Consider the following 18,955-nt stretch of genomic DNA (forward strand, 5'->3'; position numbering starts at 1 on the left):
CCCGATACATCTTCAATTTTTTTAACCTGAACCCACTCGCCCTCTTCAGGGATTGGGGCCGGACCATGATATGCGCCTTTAGCCAAAGGACACATATGCTCCACTTCTGCAGTGTAAGTCATGAATTGCTCCTTAATAGAGAAATTAATTTTAGACCGAAACAGAAATCTCACAAGGAACAGAACTTATTAGCCACAACAGTCATTCCTTTGTAAAAAACCGTTCAAGTCAACCTAAATATAAAGAATAGCATGATTTGTCAGATTTTTCAACAGTCAAGCTTCCGCATAATCCATATAAAACTTGCGGTCAAAAAAGCAAAGGTAACAATCCAACTCAAAGGGTAAGAATAGAAAATTCCCTGGAAAGTGTGGAATCGAGGAATCTGGAAAAATGTGAGAAGATAAATGATTCTAAGCCCGCAGGCACCGACAAGAGTAACAATCATCGGAAGAACAGAATGCCCCACGCCACGGATTGCACTCGCCATCGAATCCATCATTCCGCAGGTACAGTAAGTCGCAAGAATCACCGTGAGGCGAAGCATTCCAGCAGAAACGACAGCTTCATTTTCAGAGTAGATTCCGAGGAGTTCACGGCCAAAGAAAAGAACCGTCATTCCAAGAACAAGCCCTACAGCAGTCACAACGCCCTCGGCAATCACAACGAGCCTTTTGATTCTATCGATTTTATGAGCACCCATGTTCTGACTGGCAAAAGTCAGAGTCGCCTGGGCAAAACTGTTCATTGAAATGTAAACGAAGCCTTCGATGCTCTGTGCTGCACTGTTACCTGCAACCATCACTGCCCCAAATGAATTCACGGCCGACTGAATCAGCATGTTCGAAAAACTGAAAAGCATGCTCTGAAAACCCGCAGGAACGCCAATCTTCACGATTTTCATCAGGATGGGTAAATCAAGGTGCATTTTCTTAAAATCAAGCCGGAATTCCTCTTCTTCATGAAGCAAAATCCAAATCACGCAGAAAGCCGCAAAAACCTGACTCAAAACCGTCGCAAAAGCCACCCCGGCGACATCCATCTTGAAGCAGATAACAAAAATCAAATTCAAGATTACATTAATCAGACCTGCCACGAGAAGAATGTACAGAGGGCGTTTTGTATCCCCTTTTGAGCGCAGAAGTGCCGCCCCGAAATTGTAAACAATCGTTGCAGTGATTCCGCCGAAAAAGATTTTAAGGTAAAGCGTTGAAAGAGGAAGAACATCCGCAGGTGAAGCCATAAGAATCAAAATCTGTCTTGAAAAAGTGATTCCAATCAAAGTCAGGATTACACCGCCAATCAGACTTAAAATCATTGTCGTATGAACGCATCGGTTAAGCTCTGCTTTTTTGCCAGCCCCAAGAAAATTCGCCGCCACGACATTACAGCCAACCCCAAGCCCGATGAAAAAATTGACCATAAGATTGACCATTGAGGAAGTTGAACCGACCGCAGCCAGCGAATTGTCACCAGCATAACGACCGACGACCACAATATCAGCCGCATTAAAGAGAAGCTGCAAAATCGAACTGAGAATCAGGGGGACAGCAAAGCGTACAAGCTTCGGGAAAATCGCCCCTGTAGTCATGTCAATCTGATTTTTCATTTAGATTTTTGCTTGTAAAATTTACAAAAACAACACCCTTGGGAAAATAAAGTGAAGGACAGCCGCAATCACGCAGAAAATTCCGAGATATTTTCTGCCGCCAGCATAAATACTCTGCAAGGCTTCGGGCAAAGCCAGTTCGACATCACTTCGATCCTGATACCAGTCAAGAAGAAGCACAAATCCGGCTGCAAGACCTGCCAGAGAAGGAATGAGATCCCCGATTACAGCAATATCGTACTGAATCGGAGAAAGAAGCTTCATTAGTCCTGTAAGTGCCGAAAGAATTCCGACCACGAGCTGCAAAGTTTTGTCACCAAGGAATGGAACGGCAAGTGCCTTAAAGCTACCGTTTTTGACTTCTTTTTCAGACTTAGAATCATTTTCGCTGGCAAAATCAGAATTTTCTGAAGAGGCATCGCCGGCATCAAGATTCAAATCCAAATCATCAGTTTCGGGATTAAAATCAGCGGTACTTGAAGCTGATGGGGTTTCGGCAAACGGGTCATCCGGGTCAGAAATAACAGCGGCAACTCCGCCTTCTGAGTTCATTGCATAAATAAAAATGAGACCTGCAATCAAATTCAATAAAACAGATAAAAAATAAAACTGAAGCATATAAACTCCTCCATCAGTGCCCTTTAGCGTTTTTCAATCTGAGTTTCAAGGCTGGAAAAAGAATCAAGCATCGAGCAGACGGCATCAATGCTTATTATATCATAATCGGAAAAAGTTGTCCTTAAAAACAGTTCTTTTCCTTCATATTTTCCGAGCACTTTTACTTCCTGAACGACAACCCCTTCTTTGTCATGCGCAGAAAAAGTTGCAGAAACAGGAACGCCATCCTTAAAACCTGCCAGCTTTTTTTTAGACGCTTTATCAAGTTTTAGACTCGCATACACAGAATCTTCATAGGAAAAAGCAGAAAGTTTTACATCAACCCCGGCAAGGCTCCCCGAACTCTTCTGCGGCCCAAAGTAGTTAACAAAAAGAATGATTCCAAAAGCGAAAATAATCGTAACGAAAAGCAGGCGGTTTGCACGGGTGTTTACCAGTGACTTAAAAAGCCCGCCCTTGTACGGATGAAATTTGCCTGAATAATAATCTTGGACGATTTCAGGTGCGTGTTTCAGCCTTTCCTCGCGGTTATAATGGAAGACAAGCCGCTCATCAGAATGATTCTGCTCATCATCGCTTCTAGTCTCATCAAATTTTGAAAAATCCATATCCTCACGCGGCAAAAAAAGCCTGTTCCTTACTGATTTATAAACGACGCCAGCAATGAATCTGTGCGCCACCAGACAGCTTCAGCATTCTCACTCTTAACGAAAAGCCCCGAAATGATGCCCTTTCCGCTGAGAGAAAGTGTATAATAGAGGATTTTTGAATGATTTACATTGAGAGAGCGTTTTACAATCCTCTGACCGTCCGGCTGAACCATCTGAACGATAAAGCCTTCCTCATTCGGAACAATGAAGAAAAACCAGCCGTTTTCGGTAACACCAAGGAAATCAAACGGAAGATTGTAAATTTCTTTTGTTAGATTTTCAGTTACAGAATATTCGTAAGACGGAATTTCAAGAGGATCGTCATAAAGGCCGGTTTCAACATTAAGCGGACACAAAAGCGTTGAATAATAATCGATTCCAGACTGAACCTTCAGCTGTGAATCCAATGTCGCCATGTAATAATCAACCTTAACATAAAGCTTGTGGCTGGAACAATCAGGAATGATATTCGAGACAGAAATATAGGCCGGAGCCTCACTGGAAGCATCGCGCTGAATTTTAGGGACCGCATTCTGTGAAACAGGTACAGTATATAGTAGGAATCCGTTTGTACTGAACCAATATGCAATCAAACCGTCATTAGTTGTACAGATTACGACCAGCTCATTTTCCTGTGTAGTGTAAATGTTTTTGACGAATGGAAATGGAGTTCCGCCAGGGCCTTCCTGACCAAGATAATCTATGAATTTTCCGCTTGAATCGAAACGAAGGACAACAGAAGAAAGCAAAAGCCTGCTCGATACATCCCGTTCCTGTCTTTCGGCAGGCAAAGTGTCTACGGCGTAAATATATTTTCTGGAATCAACGGTAATCGGACCGAGAGTGTTAAAAGGATAAGAAATGGCCTTTTTGGTTGAGTTAAGTGAATCCTTGCCTGCAAAAGCAACATCCTTTAACATTTCATCATTGTAGTAAAGACTCAGCAAATCACCGTAAGAGTTGAGCTCAAGGATTTTCTTAGATTCACCGTTTGCAATATAAAAAAAACCATCCCGCATTGTCATATAGGTACGCACAGAACCAGTCTTTGCAAGGTCAAAAAGATTCAACTCATCCTCAAAATTTCCGTAACCAAGAGTAAAAAGCGAATTTTCGCTTACAGAATGAACCTGACCATTTTTAAAACATGATATAAAAAGAAAGGAACTAAGGAATGAAACAAGCAAAACAATTTTTTTCATATATATAAGATAACGAAAAAATCGAGTTCTGTCATCAACACAAAAAAAAATGCACCGGCCAAAACCGAACCTTCGTTCAAGTCTAGCGGTGCACTTCAAAAATCACTGGTATGTTATTTACTCAGCGATAAGGATTTTATAGGCTTCCATCGGATCCTTGCAAGACAAAAGTGAATCGCGGACATCCTTATCTTTAAGTTTTGAGCTGAAGAAGCTCAAGGTCTGCAAATAGTATGAATGCTGATTGTAAGCTGCGGCAATCATAATCAAGATGCGGACAGGAGTGTCGTCAATTGTCTGGAAATCAAGCAAATCCTGCTTACAAATTCCAACGCTCATAACCAAATCAGTTACAGAAGAAAGCCTTACATGCGGAATGGCAATTCCACGGCCGATTGCTGTGGACATAAGCTCTTCCCTCTTCAAAATTTCATCAACGAGTTCTTTTTCGTTTTTAATCTGAGGAGCTGTGGCAAGATTCTGCGCAAGAGCGACAATAGCGTCATGTTTTGTGGAATGGTCAATAAACACAATTCTGTCTGGAGAAAGGATATTTTTGACAGAAACTGCATGTTTTGCTTCGGCAGGTTTCTGAGAAGACGAAAGCCGTTCGTTCACCCATTTTTCAATTTCTGATTTTTTAAAACGCCAGACTGTTCCGATTTTTCCGGCCGGGATTTCACCTTTCTGAGCCCAGTCATAAACAGTGCGTTCTGAAACACGAAGATATTTTGCGACTTCCTCAATTGTAAGAATATCGTCTTCCACGATTATACTCCTTGATTATTACTTTTTAATGAAACTGTATGCTTTATTTTGCAAAGTTTACGGTATTTTGTCAAGTCATACAGTTTCAAAGGAAAAGCCGCGAAATATCAACGATTTTTTTCACAATTCCGACATTTTTTAATCAGCAAGTTCGTGAAGGCTGTCAAAAGGATAAAGTTCGCCTAAAGTTGCTTTTGTAAGGTTCGCGTTTGAACATCCGAAAATAACAGGCACATCATTGTCACCGAATTCGGTCATGACCTGACGGCAGGCACCGCACGGTCCTACAGGATAATCAGATTTAGGTGTAGCAATAGCAAGCGCAAGAATCCGCTTTGCACCTTCAGAAACAGCCTTGAACATTGCGGTTCGTTCAGCACAGTTTGTGAGCCCGAAAGAACGGTTTTCAACATTGCAGCCCGTAAAAATCCGTCCGTCACTAGTAAGAATTGCAGCACCGACCGGGAATTTTGAATAAGGTGAGTAAGAAAACTCAGATGCCTTCATTGCAAGTTCAAACAGTTCATTAAGTTTTTCTTGTGTTACAGTAATTTTTTCCATAATTTCCTCCAAAAGACAACTCCCTGCTTTTATACAGAGAATCAAAAAAGTCTTTAACAATAGTGTGATATTCTCTATAATATCACACTATGAGTAAAAAGGTAAAAATTATTGCGCCAATTTTCATTTTTCTGGCAATTTTATATGTCATACTCTCGGCACTACCGCTTTCAAGTGAAATTCAGTTCGTGCCCGTATGGACAATCGATTTGGAATCCTACACAAAGAGCGAAGTTCCTAAAGCTGAGCCTCAGGATTTTGAGAATGCCATTTCTTTTAAGATGGGCCAGACTCTCGGCTACTTTACGAGCGACGGTAAAATCCTCAACTACATTTCCTTTCCATATAAAGCTACCGTTTCAGACGACTCATTTTCACTTTACGGAACTTCATCACAGGAAATCCCAATCATTTCCCCAGCCGGCAATAAAATCGGTAATATCGGCGTAACAGGATTTCCGTACTTCACCCAAGACCGCAAGTTCATTTTTCTTCCAGGCGGCTCGTCTTTTTCAAAACTGAATGAAAATGGTGATGTTGAATGGAAATATGAAGGATTTACGCCAATAACAGCATTTTCTTCATCAAAATCAGGCATAGTCGCAGGTTTCGCCAACGGAACAGTCCTCGGGTTTGACAACGAAGGCAATCTTACCCACAACTATAATCCAGGCGGAAGCAATTACGAAGTCATTCTCGGAGCGGCAATTTCCGACAGTTCAAAATACATCGCAACACTTTCAGGTCAGGGCGGCCAGCGTTTCGTCATCTCCAAAAAAAGCAGTTCTGATTACGGAGCACATACCTCAATCGTATTCTACAAATCAATGGAAAAGGAACTGAATCATCAGGTTCTCATAAAATTCAGTCAGGACGAAAAAAAGGTCTTCTACAACAATGCAAATGGTATCGGAATCGTCAACTGTCAGAACTTCAAAAACACCGAAATTCCTATCAACGGACGCATCCTATCAATACTTGAGTCCGGCGGTAAAAACGAAATTTTTGTTCTCAGCAAAGAAAACAGAACATACACGGTCTCCGTCATCGAATCATTCGACGCATTCGCAGGTTCTTTCTCTTTCGAAGCCGACAGTGCCTGCATTGCGGTCAAGGACAAATCACTGTTCATAGGCAGGGACGGAAAAATCTCACGACTTGATATAATCCACAGATAAAACAGGAAGCACGCATGAAAAAGATTATTTTTGGAACGGCAGCAATACTCGCATTTTCAGCAATTTTCGCCTTCGACTGGCCACAAAACGAAATTCTCTCAGATTCCTTCTATTCTTACTTCGGTCAGCTTCGCGGCGGCACAATCGGAACTTCGCTGGTTTTTTCAGAAAGTAAGGAAGTTAAAGCGGCTGACGACGGAAGAATTCTTGCAATAATTTCAGAACATGATGAAGATGAGCTTTTTGAAAGCACGCTCGGTAACGCAGCAATCCTCGCACATAAAGACGCATTGATTACAGTTTACGCAAACCTCGATGCAGAAAATTTGCCCCAGCTCTATGAATTAAATGAAGTTAAGACAGGAACTTCTTTTGGAACCACAGGCACTTCAAGCTGGCAGGAAGGCGAAGGCTGTCTTGAGTTTCAGGTTCTCGACACCAAAAACAGAACTTATGTAAATCCAAGAATATTAATGCCTCGAATCGGTAAAGAACTTCCACTTGCAATCAAAAATGTCACTGCGGTGAACAAAAAGGGCGTCAGCTATGACCTCGGAACCGTAAAAACAATGCCGTCCGGAGTTTACCAGCTCTATCTCGAACGACAGGAAATCGCAATGCCATACAAAACCACGGTATATGTAAACGGTGCAGTCGCAGAGAACTTGAGCTATGACACACTGGCAGAAAAAAACGGTAAAATCAGCGTCAGCGGTAAAAAGAACTATGATGTAAGTGTCATTTATCCTGATGAAACACGGGCCTTTTTGGGCGAAGTTTCTTTCACAAAGGGCAAAACCTCAATCATGGTAATTGCATCTGATATACTTGGAAAAGAAAAGCAGATTGTCTACACAGTTGAAACCCGATAAGTGAAATCCTGTCGTGATGCACTTTTTGCGGTCGGCTCCGAAATAATAAAATTATCTTAAAATAAAATTATTTTCTCGTTAAAAAAGCAAGTAAAGATTCATACTATTGTTATAGAAACTTGTGTTTTTTCTCATAACTGTTTTTTTAAATGCACCGTATACTAGAATAAACAAAAAGTTTTTTTTCAGGAGAGAGCCATGGATACAGGAGCAATCAAGCATTATTCTTACGATAAATTCTGCTATCCTCTTAACAAGGATGAACTTCAAATCAGCATTCAGACGGGAACAGACATTACCTCAGTCTATTTGATTTACGGGGATCCTTTTCAGGCAGAAAATGTTGAGGGCGAATGGAAATGGAAATCCACAAGACTTCAGATTGAATCATTCCGTCGCCTTCCAAACGCATTATTATGGTCAGTAACTGTCAAACCTGAATTCAAGCGCTGCAAATACTATTTTGAGCTTCACAGTGCAGAAGAAAAAAAACTTTTCTTTGAAGACGGATTCTATTCCGCCGGTCAGACTGATTTGCAAAAAGAATCAAGTCCTTTCATTTTTCCATGGATGAATGAGGCCGACATCGTTACTCCACCAAAGTGGGCAGAAGAAACTGTCTGGTATCAGATTTTTCCTTCAAGATTCTGTCGTGCAGCCAATTCCCCTGCTCTCCCGGATTTAGTTCCATGGGCTCCTTCTACACAGGCAGTCCGAAACGAAGAAAAATATGGCGGAAACCTTGCCGGCATCATAGAAAAGCTTGATTACCTTGAAAATCTCGGAATCAATGGCCTTTATTTAAATCCACTCAATCTGTCACGCTCTCAGCATAAATATGATACAACTGATTACCTGACGATTGACCCTGAATTCGGTGATGCAGAAACCCTTACCGCTCTAGTCAAAGAAGCACATAATCACGGCATGAAGGTAATGCTCGACGGCGTTTTCAATCACTCAGGCTGGGATTTTTTTGCATGGCAGGATGTCGTAAAAAATCGAGAAAATTCAAAATATGCATCATGGTACATGATTAACGATTTCAATTTTAAGCCAGAGCCATGTGATAATGCAGCAAAAGGATTCTTCTACGCATTCGCATTCTCTGACCAGATGCCAAAACTGAACACAAACAATCCCGAAGTTCAGGAATATCTCATTTCAATCTGCGAAACTTGGATAAAACGATACGATATTGATGCACTGCGCCTCGATGTTGCAAATGAACTTTCACACAACTTCTGCCGCGAACTTCGAAAAAGGCTGCAAGCCCTAAAGCCGGATTTTTTCATTGTCGGAGAAATCTGGAACAATTCACAGCCATGGCTTCGTGGTGCTGAATTTGATTCGGTCATCAATTATCCGCTCAGATCTGCAATCTATCGTTTTGCAGCACATCAGGAAAAGGATGTCCGTTTCCTTGAAGAAGAACTGAACAAATGCCTCACTCAATATACACGCCAGACAGAACGAGTTCTCATCAATCAGATGGACAGCCATGACACAATCAGGCTTATTACGAGAAGCGGCGGAAACAAGGATTCAACTTTGCTCCAATTCTCTCTGATTCTCACACTGCCGGGAGCCGCATGTATGTACTACGGTACAGAACTTCTTCTTCCGGGCGGCGAAGATCCGGATTGTAGACGATGTATGCCTTGGAAAGAACTCGAAGAAGGCAAATTTGATGATGAACTCAATTTCATGCGGACACTCGTACATATCAGACGAAATCATGCAGCTCTCAGAAGTGATTCTTTCTCATTCCATTATGTTCCAAGCGATTTAAATGGAAAGCACCGTGTTGTAATCATGCAGAGATTTGATGAAAAATCAGGTGAAACAATCGACTGCTTCTTCAATTTCGGAAGGTTCCCATTCCCGCTCAAAGGAGATTTTTCCATCAAAAACGGCGAAATACTCCTTTCACGGAATCTTGAGGACAATACAAATTTACTGCCGGGCGGTTTCTTGCTCATAAAAAGATAAAAATGTCTTGTCTGGAATCTCTTTTATCAAGATTTTCTAGACAGGCTTTTTGACATTTCTAAAAATATTCTTATTCATAAAATTATCATAAAAATTAGTTTGACTTTTTTTTTGCAAGAGTTATACTATTTTTTATGGCAGAAACACCTGTTGTAACTAAAAATCAAGCATACAAAGAGACTTTTCAAAGAGGAACAGTTGTGTTCCCGTTACAGTACAGCATGTGCAATACTGTAGATTCGCATTATGACCTGCCCCTTCACTGGCATGATGAATTTGAGCTCATACATATTCTTTCAGGAACCTACAATATTTTTCTTGGGGATAAAGTCATTGAACTGAATAAAAATGACCTCTGCCTTATTCCAGGGGATTTAATTCATGGTGATGCGCCAAATAAAGGCATGGCTCTTTATGAATCAGTAGTATTCGACATTGATTTTATCAGGCTTCACAGCTATAGTCCTGATTCATTTTTCAGCGATGTTCTAAACGGAAGCATAATCCTTGACAATTTCATTCCTGCCAGCAAAACAGAGCTATGCGATATTGGCTGCAAATTTTTCAATATAATCAAACTTCATATCGATGATTACGATTTAATCACAGCAGGACTCCTTTTACTTTTCTTTGGAAATATGAAAAAGGATCATCTCTATAGGAAAAAATCAATTCTTCAGTCAAGAACAAAAGACATACGGACTGACCAGATCAGCAAGGTGCTCAATCTCATACGAAAGAATTATGGTCAGGAACTTACACTCCAGCAGATGGCTGATTCTGTTGCCCTTTCCCCAAAATACTTTTGCCGTCTTTTCAAAGAAAATACAGGCCACACTCCAATTGAATACTTAAACTGGTTCAGGGTAAACAGGGCATGTACTTTGCTAAGGGAAACATCAGAAAAGCTTTTGGACATTGCCCTTGAATGTGGCTTCAATGATTTCAGTTATTTCACAAAAATCTTCCGGCGCTACAAAGGAATGCCTCCTTCAAAATACAGAACTTTCGACCCTGCAAAAGCACAAGAAGTCGTCATCGATCCTGAAGCGATCTGGCTTGAACAGCATCCAGAAGAAGTAAAATCCGATGGAGATGACGAAACAGAATAAAATTCGACTTTAAGCTAAAAGTCATGACTTGCAAAAAAAATCCCGAATCAAAGCATCTTTGAAGAAACCTTCAGACTGCTCACGATTCGGGATTTTTTTAAGCTGAATATTTTTTATTGCCCGTCTGCAATGACCACCGTACTGTGTGCCGGTAAAGTCACTTCAATAACAGAATCCTGATTTTTGAATTCTGTATCTTCGCCATCAGAGAAGAATACAGGCTTGAAAGAAGCATATTCCTGCGGAACTTTCACAGTCACATCTTCTTTTGAAACATTTACCATTACAAAAGCTGTTTCATCATCAGATTTCATCTGCCATGACGAAACATAATCATTTCCTGTAGAAACAGCCTTAAATCGGCCTGCATAAAGAGCCGGATGAGCTGTCTTTACACGAATCAATCTCTTGTAATACTGTAAAAGCGATTCAGGATCTTTTACCTGCTCTGCAACTGGGACGGTCTTTAAATTATAGCGTGATTCAGACCATGTAGACTGAAGTTTGTCTTTCGGTTTACCAGAAGCAAGAGTTGTATTCCAAATCATTGGGGTTCTCTTTGAAGGATCATCCGTTCCACTTCTCATACCAATTTCTTCACCATAGTACATGAAAGGAACACCTTCAGTAAGAATATACAAACTTGCGGCAGCTTTGCACAAATCCTCATCACCACGCAGAAGTCCTGCAGCTCGCGGCTGATCATGGTTTGAAAGGAATGGAGCATCAAGATAATTTGGATTAGCCTGAGCAAGACGAGAATACTCCCCCTGAAGTCCGTTTGCAAAACTGTTGTTACCATCTTCACCGGCTTTGAGCATATCAACAATGCGTGTTCCCATGTCAAAATGGAAGTCAGAACCAAGCCCTGCAATAAACTGAGCACGAAGCGAGTTATTCTCCCAAACCTCACCTACATTATAGGTTCCAGGATTTACGCTCGTATTGTAATCTACAATTTCTTTCCACCAATTAACAGCACTTTCAACTGATTTTGTTCCAGCAGGTGTTTTTGCACTGTTATAAACATGACCAGCAGCATCGTAACGGAAACCTGCAACGCCTTTATCAAGCCAGAATTTCATAACTTTCTTGAATTCTTCTCGAAGTTCTTTTGAATCAAGATTAAAATCTGGCATGTGGTCGCCAAACAATCCTGCAAAATAATTTCCGGTGAATTTTTTGTCTTCATTCCAGACTTTATGCCCCCACATTTTCTGTTCAATGTTGTAACGCTTGTCATCAGCAGTTATCCATCGATACCATGAATGATGCGGGTCTGAAGGATCGCGTCCGTTCTGGAACCACTCGGTATATCTTGACGAATGATTACAAGTCATATCGATAATTACAGAAATTCCTCGCTTATTACATTCCTGAAGAAGACGCTCAAAATCTTCCATAGTACCATAATCAGGATTAACTGCATAATAATCATCGACATCGTATCCATGGTAAGACTGAGAAGGGAAAATCGGCAAAAGCCAGATTCCGGTAATTCCCAAGTCACTAGTGGTATTGTCATTGCCGTCATTTAAATAATCAAGTTTCGCTGTGATTCCATTAAAATCACCGATGCCGTCACCATTGCTGTCAGCAAAAGCACGGACGAAAATGCTGTAGTAAACGCCTTCTCGTGCCCCCTTTGCATTTCTGACAACAGGAGCAAGAGTTCGTACGGCTTTTTCAGGAGAAATAGCCGCACTGTCAGCCCCGCTGCTACTCGCACACGAATAAAATCCAACTGATAAAGTAGCGCAGAAGCCGGCAACGACAGCACGCAGAAGCATGCTTTTTTTCATTATTCCTTACCTCCAGTTCCAGCAAGAGACATAAGCAAAGATTTCTGTCCAAGCACGAAGAAAATAATAAACGGAATGGCAACCAAAATAGCACCTGCCGCAAACATTGTAAAGTTATCGTTTGAACGACCGTTAATCATTTCATACAAACCAACAGCAAGAGTCTTTTTATCGTCACTTCGCAAAACAAGTTTCGGGAAAATGAAGTCCATCCAAGGACCAGTAAAACTTGTAAGTGCAAGGAAAATAATCTGTGGACGAGCTGTCGGAACAACAACCCGAATGAATGCCATGAAAGGAGTAGCACCATCGATATATGCAGCTTCAGCAATATCCTTTGAAACAGTATCAAAGTAACCTTTCATGAGCCATGCGTTATAAGGAATACTTCCCGTTGCATAGACAAGAACCAAGCCCCAGAGGGTATTGAGAGCGTTGATTTTCCACAAAAGAACATAAGTTGCAACCATACCAATGAAGCTCGGGAACATCTGCAAAACAAGCATTGATGCCATTACGGTCTTTTTAAATGGAAACCAGAAGCGGGAGAAAATATAACCTGTAAAACTACATACAAAAACTGTAATTATAGTGTTCATGCAGGCAACTTTCAGTGTATTCAAATACCAGTGACCATAATTAGTCTCTGTAAAAAGACGCTTAAACTGCTCAAGAGAAAAAGGTCGAGAGAACGGAATAGTACCAACAGCCGACAAAGAATTGTCAGCGATGAAAGAAGCACTTACAGTGAAAGCTACAGGGTAAAGGATAAGAATTACCTGTACAATCAAAATGAATTTGAGGAATGCGAGTGAAACACCGCTTCCGCTAAGCTTAAATTTACTACTAGCCATTATAACTCACCTTCCTTGAATGATTTAGTTCGCATGAAGTTATACAAACCGAACGGTACCAATACAATGAATACGAGGATTGAAAGAACCGACGCAATATTGTATTCGTTAGAGTTCATTGTAAGTTTGTAAATCCATGTAATCAAGTTATCTGTAGAACCAGCTTGTGTAGCGATACTCAAGTTCAAATCTCCTGTTTTGAGAGCTGGGCCACCGCCAGTCAAGAAGAAGATTGCACCGAAACTATTGATGTTTCCAGCAAACTGCATGATAAGAGTCGGTTTAAGCTGATACATAACCATTGGGAATGTGATTGATTTGAACTGAACCCATCGGCTTGCACCGTCAATTCCAGCAGCCTCGTACAGAGAATTTGAAATTGCAGTCATAGAACTTGTGATAAGAATCATCGAGTAAGGGAATCCAATCCAAATGTTGACCAAAATAAGAGTCACTTTTGCCATTCCAGGATCAGAAAGCCACGGAACTGAAGAAAGACCAATTCGCTGAAGCATTACATTTATTGGACCCATTGTACCGTTAAGCAAGTTTGCCCAAACAAAGAGTGAAAGCATCTGCGGAATAGCATAAGGCAAAATGAATACTGTTCGATACAAATGAGGAATTTTAATTCGTTTGTCCAAAAGGACTACAGAAAAGAAGAATCCAACGAAGAAACAGCTGAATGTTGCAAAGACGGCCCAAGTGAGCGTCCATCCGGCAACACGACCGAATGCACGAAGCCATTCACCTTTACCTGTTCCCGAAGAAGCAGAGAACATAGTGTGGAAGTTCTCAAAGCCAACCCAGTCAACAAGATTGTTAGGCGGAATGTGATCCGGTGAGGAATAGTTCGTGAAAGCAACCAAAGCTGAGAACAAAAGCGGAACGACCGTGAAGAACGCCATCATTATGATAGCCGGTGTAATACCGATGATAGGGAAAGCATTCTGTGAAAGATCGTTGCGTGTCTGCTGCTTAGAAGGAAATTTATTTCTAGCAACAATCACCTCACCATCACGGCGGGCGCTAAAGATAGATGACACATAAGTAAAGATGAAAATAGCCAAGAAGATTACAACAATAAGGCCATTAATCATCATAAAGATTGAGTGGTCCCGTTCAGCAACAGGAGTACCCGGTTCAGACGGATCACCAAGTGTGATAAGTCCCCGTAAACCATCAATAATAGTATTATTACAGAACAGAAGATTTACAACATCTAGGAAAAAAAACAGCATACCGTTCAATGCACGCAAAAAGAAATTATTTCCTTCATAGTAAATTGCATCAAAAAGCTCTGCCGGTATATAAATATCTAAAAGACCAAGAATAATGTCAATGAGGACATAAGCCTCAAAAAGCATCAATAAAATACCACGAAAACGCTGCTTTAAAACTGCAAACTGCCCAAGCCCCATATAGCAACAGGAAGCACGCATCGCCTTCTGTGGCAGCTGGGGATCAATTACTGGGCTAGCATTGTCCGTATTTGTAGTAGTCATGTATTCACTCCCTGCAAAATCATAATAAATAATGTCAGGACATTGATTTTTTCAATGCCCTGACAGTCTGATTAAGCTTTGTTATTTTGCACTATCCATTGCGGCAGCTGCACTGTTCAAGTCAGTTACAACATCATCGCCGTCCCAGATTCCTGAATAAGCAGAACCCATGGCAGACCAATATGTGTTCATCTGCGGGATTGTTGGCATCGGAACTGCATAGTATGTCTGCTCAAGAATACCGTTGCTCAAAGGATCATTTGTTTTGATGTCTTTGCGTGGCGGAATCTGTTTTGTAAGATCGAAACGCTTCTCAAGATTTGCTTTCTGAGTAAGGAAGTCTGCAAATTCAGCAGCTTCTGTCGGGTGCTCAGTGTATGCACTTACAAATGCAAGTCTAACACCAGAGAAAGAAGTAGCAGGTTTATCCTGTCCTGGGAATGCAGGAAGAGTTGCGATTCCGAAGTTCATCTTAAGGCGTGTAAGAGTCTCTGTCTTCCATGGACCAGTGATGAGCATTGCTGCCTTGCCCTGTGTAAATGAAGAATCACAGAAATCACCAGTCATATCTGCAGAAGGAACATCAAGAATCTGCTTACGAAGTCCCTGGAAATACTGGAGACCTTTAACTGCATTTTCGCTATTGATGTTATGCTGTCGGCGGTCATTTCCGTTTGGTCCGAAGAGCTGTGCACCGTAAGAACTCATGAACATATAGTCGTAGTATCCATCAGAAACCGGCCAAACGAGAGCGTATTTTCGCTCAGCGGCATTGTTGAATGTTTTTGCAAATTTGATTACATCATCCCATGTTTTTGGAGGATTAGGAATCAAATCCTTATTGTAGAAAAGTGCATATGTTTCGATACCGATTGGGTAACCATAAACTTTTCCATTGTACTGTGAAGCAACCTGAGCTGCATTTACAAACTGCCCGATGAAGTCTTTGTTCTCGTTCTCAAGAACATGACCACCGTTTACCAATGCACCAATATGGTCGTGTGGAGCAACGAATACATCTGCACCAACTCCAGCCGGTCCATCAAGCTCAATCTTTGCGCGAGCATCTGTTGATTCTACATGCTCGTACTCAATTTTTACATTTTTATGAGTTTTCATGAACTCTTTTGCAGCCCACTCAACATACTTGCGAGCAGAATCGTCAGATTCCCAAACTTTGAGAGTGACTTTTCCAGAAGACTTCTTAGAAGAAGTCTTTCGAGCCGCGAACATGTTGATCGGAGCCAACAATGCGAGTGCTGTAACTGCACATACCAATTTTTTCATTTAAATCCTCCTATATATAAACGACGAAACGCCGCTATAAACCTTATAATTACCTTAATCAAGTTTGGTTACTATTTTTTTACATGAATTATTGTTGCTGTCAAGGGGTCAAGAGTGATTTTCTTGCCTGAAAGCTTAACTCCATTCAGCGAAGTCAGCGGTTCAGTGCCAGCATTTGCGGCATCAACCAAAACTTCAGCTTTTTTAAGGGCAACATCTGATTTGATGACAGTATTTTTTGTACTTGCATTTACTGCTACAAGCCAATCCCCATCATCATTATGAATGCGATAAGCAAAAACAAGCGATTTATCCTCTTTATCAGAAAGAAGAAATGTGTTCTTCTTGATTTTTGCTGCATCTGCCATACGGAAAACATCAGTAGTTCTTCGCAAGGCTATCAGTCCTTTCGTATAATCAAGAACTGTCTGATAATCATTGTCCAAAGTCCAGACAAACTGATTGATATTATCGCTCGAATCATAGCTGTTACGAACAAAATTACCAATACACTCCTGACTTGCATGACTTACATTTGGCTTTGAACGACCGCGTTCCTGTCCTCCATGAAGAAACGCAATTCCCTGTGCAGAAAGAGCAAGTGCATTTCCCATCTTAATTCGACGAATAATCTCTGCTTTATCAGCCGGCTTTTCTTCCTTGAGATTAACATTATGTGAAATCAGATCGTGAAGAGTAAGACCATCATGACATGTCATATACTGAATATTTGCGCCAGGTTGATTTACACCGTAACTCCTAGGATTCCCTGTAATACTTCTGAGGAGTTCAGAACCGTTTACTTCTTTTCCGGTAATAAGGCCAAGTCCAGCTTCATTGAAGCCACCCGCTTTAAGCATATCACGAAGTTCATCATTGAAGACCGCAACATGGTCGGTTTTACGCATATATGCCTGATCCATTCCGACCGTTCCAGCCTCGCCGTTATACATTCGCCAGCCTTCACCTTCAAAAAGAACATGTGGATTAACTTTTACACAGGCAGAATAAGCATTTTCCACACTGCCAGCTTCCATAAGTCCCATGAGGTCAAAACGGAAACCATCAACTTTAAATTCCCGAACCCAGTATTCAGTGGAATCTTTTACAATCCGAGCCATCATTTTGTGCTCAGTCGCGGTATCGTTTCCACAACCAGAATTGCTAGTAAATCCACCCCTGCCATTCATTCGGAAATAATAACCGGGAACGATATCATCAAGGAAGCGTGTTCCAGCCATGTGATTATAAACAACATCAAGAAGAACACCGAGACCTGCCTTGTGACACTCATTTACAAGTTCTCGAAGTTCTCGAATCCGACAATAAGGATCTGCGGCATCCGTGGCATACCAGCCTTCAGGAGTGAAATAATTATGCGGATCGTAGCCCCAATTGTAGTTACTATTATTCACTACCCCACGATTATCATAAGCTCTGTCAGTTTCATTATTATAGTAGAAATTAACAACAGGCATGAGCTGCACATGTGTAATTCCGAGTTCCTTTAAATAAGGAATCTTTTCGATAAAAGCCTTATAGGTGCCTGGAGCCGCTTTTACACCAGAATCACTGCAGATTGTAAAATCACGGACAGACATTTCGTAAATTACTGCATCTTCCCGCTTTTCAAGAGGATAATAATCGCCACTCATTCCGCCTTCAGGAAGAGAGCGCGCACTTGTCAAATCAACGACCGCACCACGCCCCAAAGTTCCGTCATTATGATATGCCGCCATCGAGCGGGCATACGGATCTAAAACCGTAACAGTGCCCTTTGAATTTGTGAGGGTATAATCATAGAAAAATCCGTCAGGATCAACTTTATTGAAAACAGCAGTCCAAACGCCATTTGAAGCATCCTTTTCCATGCTGACAGTAAAATCAGCAGATTTAGCATCGCCCTTTTTGTAAAGATTTACGATTGCACTTGATGAAGTTGGTGCCCATAAACGGAAAGCAACAGATTTATTTGAATATGACGCTCCGAGAACAACATCATCAGCTGGAACAGTCTTTTCTGCAAGTTCAAAAGCAAGTTTTTGACTATTGACTTTTGCCTCTGACAAAAAGGCCGGATTAGATACTGTGAGATTTTCCGAGATGTCAGCATTATCAGCCAATTCAACTGTAACATGGTCAGCCATGTTGTCCTCCGGATTCTTTGAAATGCTGTTGTAAACTTTTGCTACAGAAAGAGTTTTTCCATTCGCCTTAACAGCAAAGCCAGAAGTTTTATCATCCAAACCGTAAGCCCCTGAAAGAACAAGGGAAATCTTATTTGGAGCTACAAGTTCCGCACTCTTGATATTTGGTTTGTAAGGAAGAGCCGCATAAGTTGTCTGGTCACCAGAAAAAATTGCAACTTTCCTTGAAGTGCCTGTATTCCAGATACGGTCATCATTTCCATCTTTTATCCAGCCGGATTTCTGACGCACAATGAGTCCGACAGTTCCGTCTGCTGAAACAGGCTTTTGACCACCGGTATCAGAACCATCAAGCCGGAAACGCATATAGCCTACTCCATCAAGTTCCTGCCATTTCTGTGTATAATTCCAGTTGGCATTTCCGTCACCACCTGGAACGGCCCACATCCACAAAGCCCAAGGTTCATAGTTTTTATCAGGGCGAACATAATAGATAACAAGTTCGTTGGCAGCAGGATTAATCTTTGAATCTACTGCAAGAACAGCTTTTAAATTTGCAGGAGCAGCATCTTTAAAAGAGCCAGGTTCGCCATGCTCCGCAAAAGCCGGGAAAATAAGGAAGAGTCCGCCCAAAAGGCCGAGCATATTCTTCATAACATTTTTTATCATAGCCTTTACTATAAATCTCGTTAAAAAAAGAATCAAAGAAATTCATATTTTTTTTGAAATAAAGTTCCTTTTGTCATAATTTTTATAAACATTGGCACTTTAGTACAATTCCGTCAAAGTCAAAAAAGT

At 41.2% G+C, this 18,955-nt stretch carries 15 protein-coding genes; 4 read left to right on the forward strand and 11 right to left on the reverse strand.

The genetic code is table 11. The features are described 5' to 3' along the window. Positions 1-268 precede the first annotated feature (268 nt). The 6 genes from Q0Q74_RS09370 to Q0Q74_RS09395 all read right to left on the reverse strand — a co-directional run bounded on the left by Q0Q74_RS09370 (position 269) and on the right by Q0Q74_RS09395 (position 5,441). Positions 269-1,609 carry an MATE family efflux transporter gene (locus Q0Q74_RS09370; protein WP_294430219.1) on the reverse strand — a complete coding sequence of 447 codons (1,341 nt, stop codon included), beginning with the start codon at positions 1,607-1,609 and terminating at the stop codon, positions 269-271. A 21-nt stretch (positions 1,610-1,630) separates the two neighbouring features. Continuing rightward, positions 1,631-2,227: a hypothetical protein gene (locus Q0Q74_RS09375; protein WP_294430220.1), complete on the reverse strand. Its 597-nt coding sequence runs from the start codon at positions 2,225-2,227 to the stop codon at positions 1,631-1,633. Between the two features lie 23 nt (positions 2,228-2,250). Beyond that, positions 2,251-2,835: a hypothetical protein gene (locus Q0Q74_RS09380; RefSeq protein WP_294430221.1), complete on the reverse strand. Its 585-nt coding sequence runs from the start codon at positions 2,833-2,835 to the stop codon at positions 2,251-2,253. Positions 2,836-2,864: 29 nt separating this feature from the next. Continuing rightward, positions 2,865-4,079: a hypothetical protein gene (locus Q0Q74_RS09385; RefSeq protein ID WP_294430222.1), complete on the reverse strand. Its 1,215-nt coding sequence runs from the start codon at positions 4,077-4,079 to the stop codon at positions 2,865-2,867. A gap of 117 nt (positions 4,080-4,196) precedes the next feature. Then, entirely contained in the window at positions 4,197-4,847 is a 651-nt protein-coding gene (locus Q0Q74_RS09390; RefSeq protein WP_294430223.1) for a PTS sugar transporter subunit IIA, read from the reverse strand. Between the two features lie 138 nt (positions 4,848-4,985). After that, a complete protein-coding gene (locus Q0Q74_RS09395; protein ID WP_367268343.1) occupies positions 4,986-5,441 on the reverse strand; it encodes a cytidine deaminase in 456 nt (151 codons plus the stop codon). 56 nt (positions 5,442-5,497) lie between these two features. On the opposite strand from Q0Q74_RS09395, the gene Q0Q74_RS09400 reads away from it, so the two are divergent. From Q0Q74_RS09400 to Q0Q74_RS09415, 4 genes are all read left to right on the forward strand, one after another. Next, positions 5,498-6,586, forward strand: a complete 1,089-nt coding sequence (locus Q0Q74_RS09400; RefSeq protein WP_294430227.1) for a hypothetical protein — start codon at positions 5,498-5,500, stop codon at positions 6,584-6,586. Between the two features lie 14 nt (positions 6,587-6,600). Continuing rightward, positions 6,601-7,458: a peptidoglycan DD-metalloendopeptidase family protein gene (locus Q0Q74_RS09405; protein ID WP_294430229.1), complete on the forward strand. Its 858-nt coding sequence runs from the start codon at positions 6,601-6,603 to the stop codon at positions 7,456-7,458. Positions 7,459-7,656: 198 nt separating this feature from the next. Beyond that, positions 7,657-9,450 (forward strand): glycoside hydrolase family 13 protein, encoded by a 1,794-nt coding sequence (locus Q0Q74_RS09410; protein ID WP_294430231.1) that lies wholly within the window; start codon positions 7,657-7,659, stop codon positions 9,448-9,450. Between the two features lie 134 nt (positions 9,451-9,584). After that, positions 9,585-10,562, forward strand: a complete 978-nt coding sequence (locus Q0Q74_RS09415) for an AraC family transcriptional regulator (protein WP_294430232.1) — start codon at positions 9,585-9,587, stop codon at positions 10,560-10,562. 113 nt (positions 10,563-10,675) lie between these two features. Here Q0Q74_RS09415 and Q0Q74_RS09420 read toward each other — a convergent pair whose 3' ends face one another. The 5 genes from Q0Q74_RS09420 to Q0Q74_RS09440 all read right to left on the reverse strand — a co-directional run bounded on the left by Q0Q74_RS09420 (position 10,676) and on the right by Q0Q74_RS09440 (position 18,826). Continuing rightward, positions 10,676-12,364, reverse strand: a complete 1,689-nt coding sequence (locus Q0Q74_RS09420) for an alpha-amylase family glycosyl hydrolase (RefSeq protein ID WP_294430233.1) — start codon at positions 12,362-12,364, stop codon at positions 10,676-10,678. After that, positions 12,364-13,218, reverse strand: coding sequence for a sugar ABC transporter permease (locus tag Q0Q74_RS09425; protein WP_294430234.1), 855 nt, complete (start codon positions 13,216-13,218; stop codon positions 12,364-12,366). The genes Q0Q74_RS09420 and Q0Q74_RS09425 overlap by 1 nt, the downstream gene beginning before the upstream one ends. Further along, a complete protein-coding gene (locus Q0Q74_RS09430) occupies positions 13,218-14,723 on the reverse strand; it encodes a carbohydrate ABC transporter permease (protein WP_294430235.1) in 1,506 nt (501 codons plus the stop codon). Before Q0Q74_RS09430 ends, Q0Q74_RS09425 begins: the two co-directional genes overlap by 1 nt. Before the next feature lie 81 nt (positions 14,724-14,804). Continuing rightward, positions 14,805-16,010: a maltose ABC transporter substrate-binding protein gene (locus tag Q0Q74_RS09435; protein ID WP_294430238.1), complete on the reverse strand. Its 1,206-nt coding sequence runs from the start codon at positions 16,008-16,010 to the stop codon at positions 14,805-14,807. 71 nt (positions 16,011-16,081) lie between these two features. Beyond that, complete coding sequence (locus Q0Q74_RS09440; protein ID WP_294430239.1) at positions 16,082-18,826, reverse strand: alpha-amylase family glycosyl hydrolase; 2,745 nt, start codon at positions 18,824-18,826, stop codon at positions 16,082-16,084. Positions 18,827-18,955: the final 129 nt, after the last annotated feature.

It is taken from the genome of uncultured Treponema sp. (assembly GCF_946187725.1).
Taxonomy (GTDB): domain Bacteria; phylum Spirochaetota; class Spirochaetia; order Treponematales; family Treponemataceae; genus Treponema_D.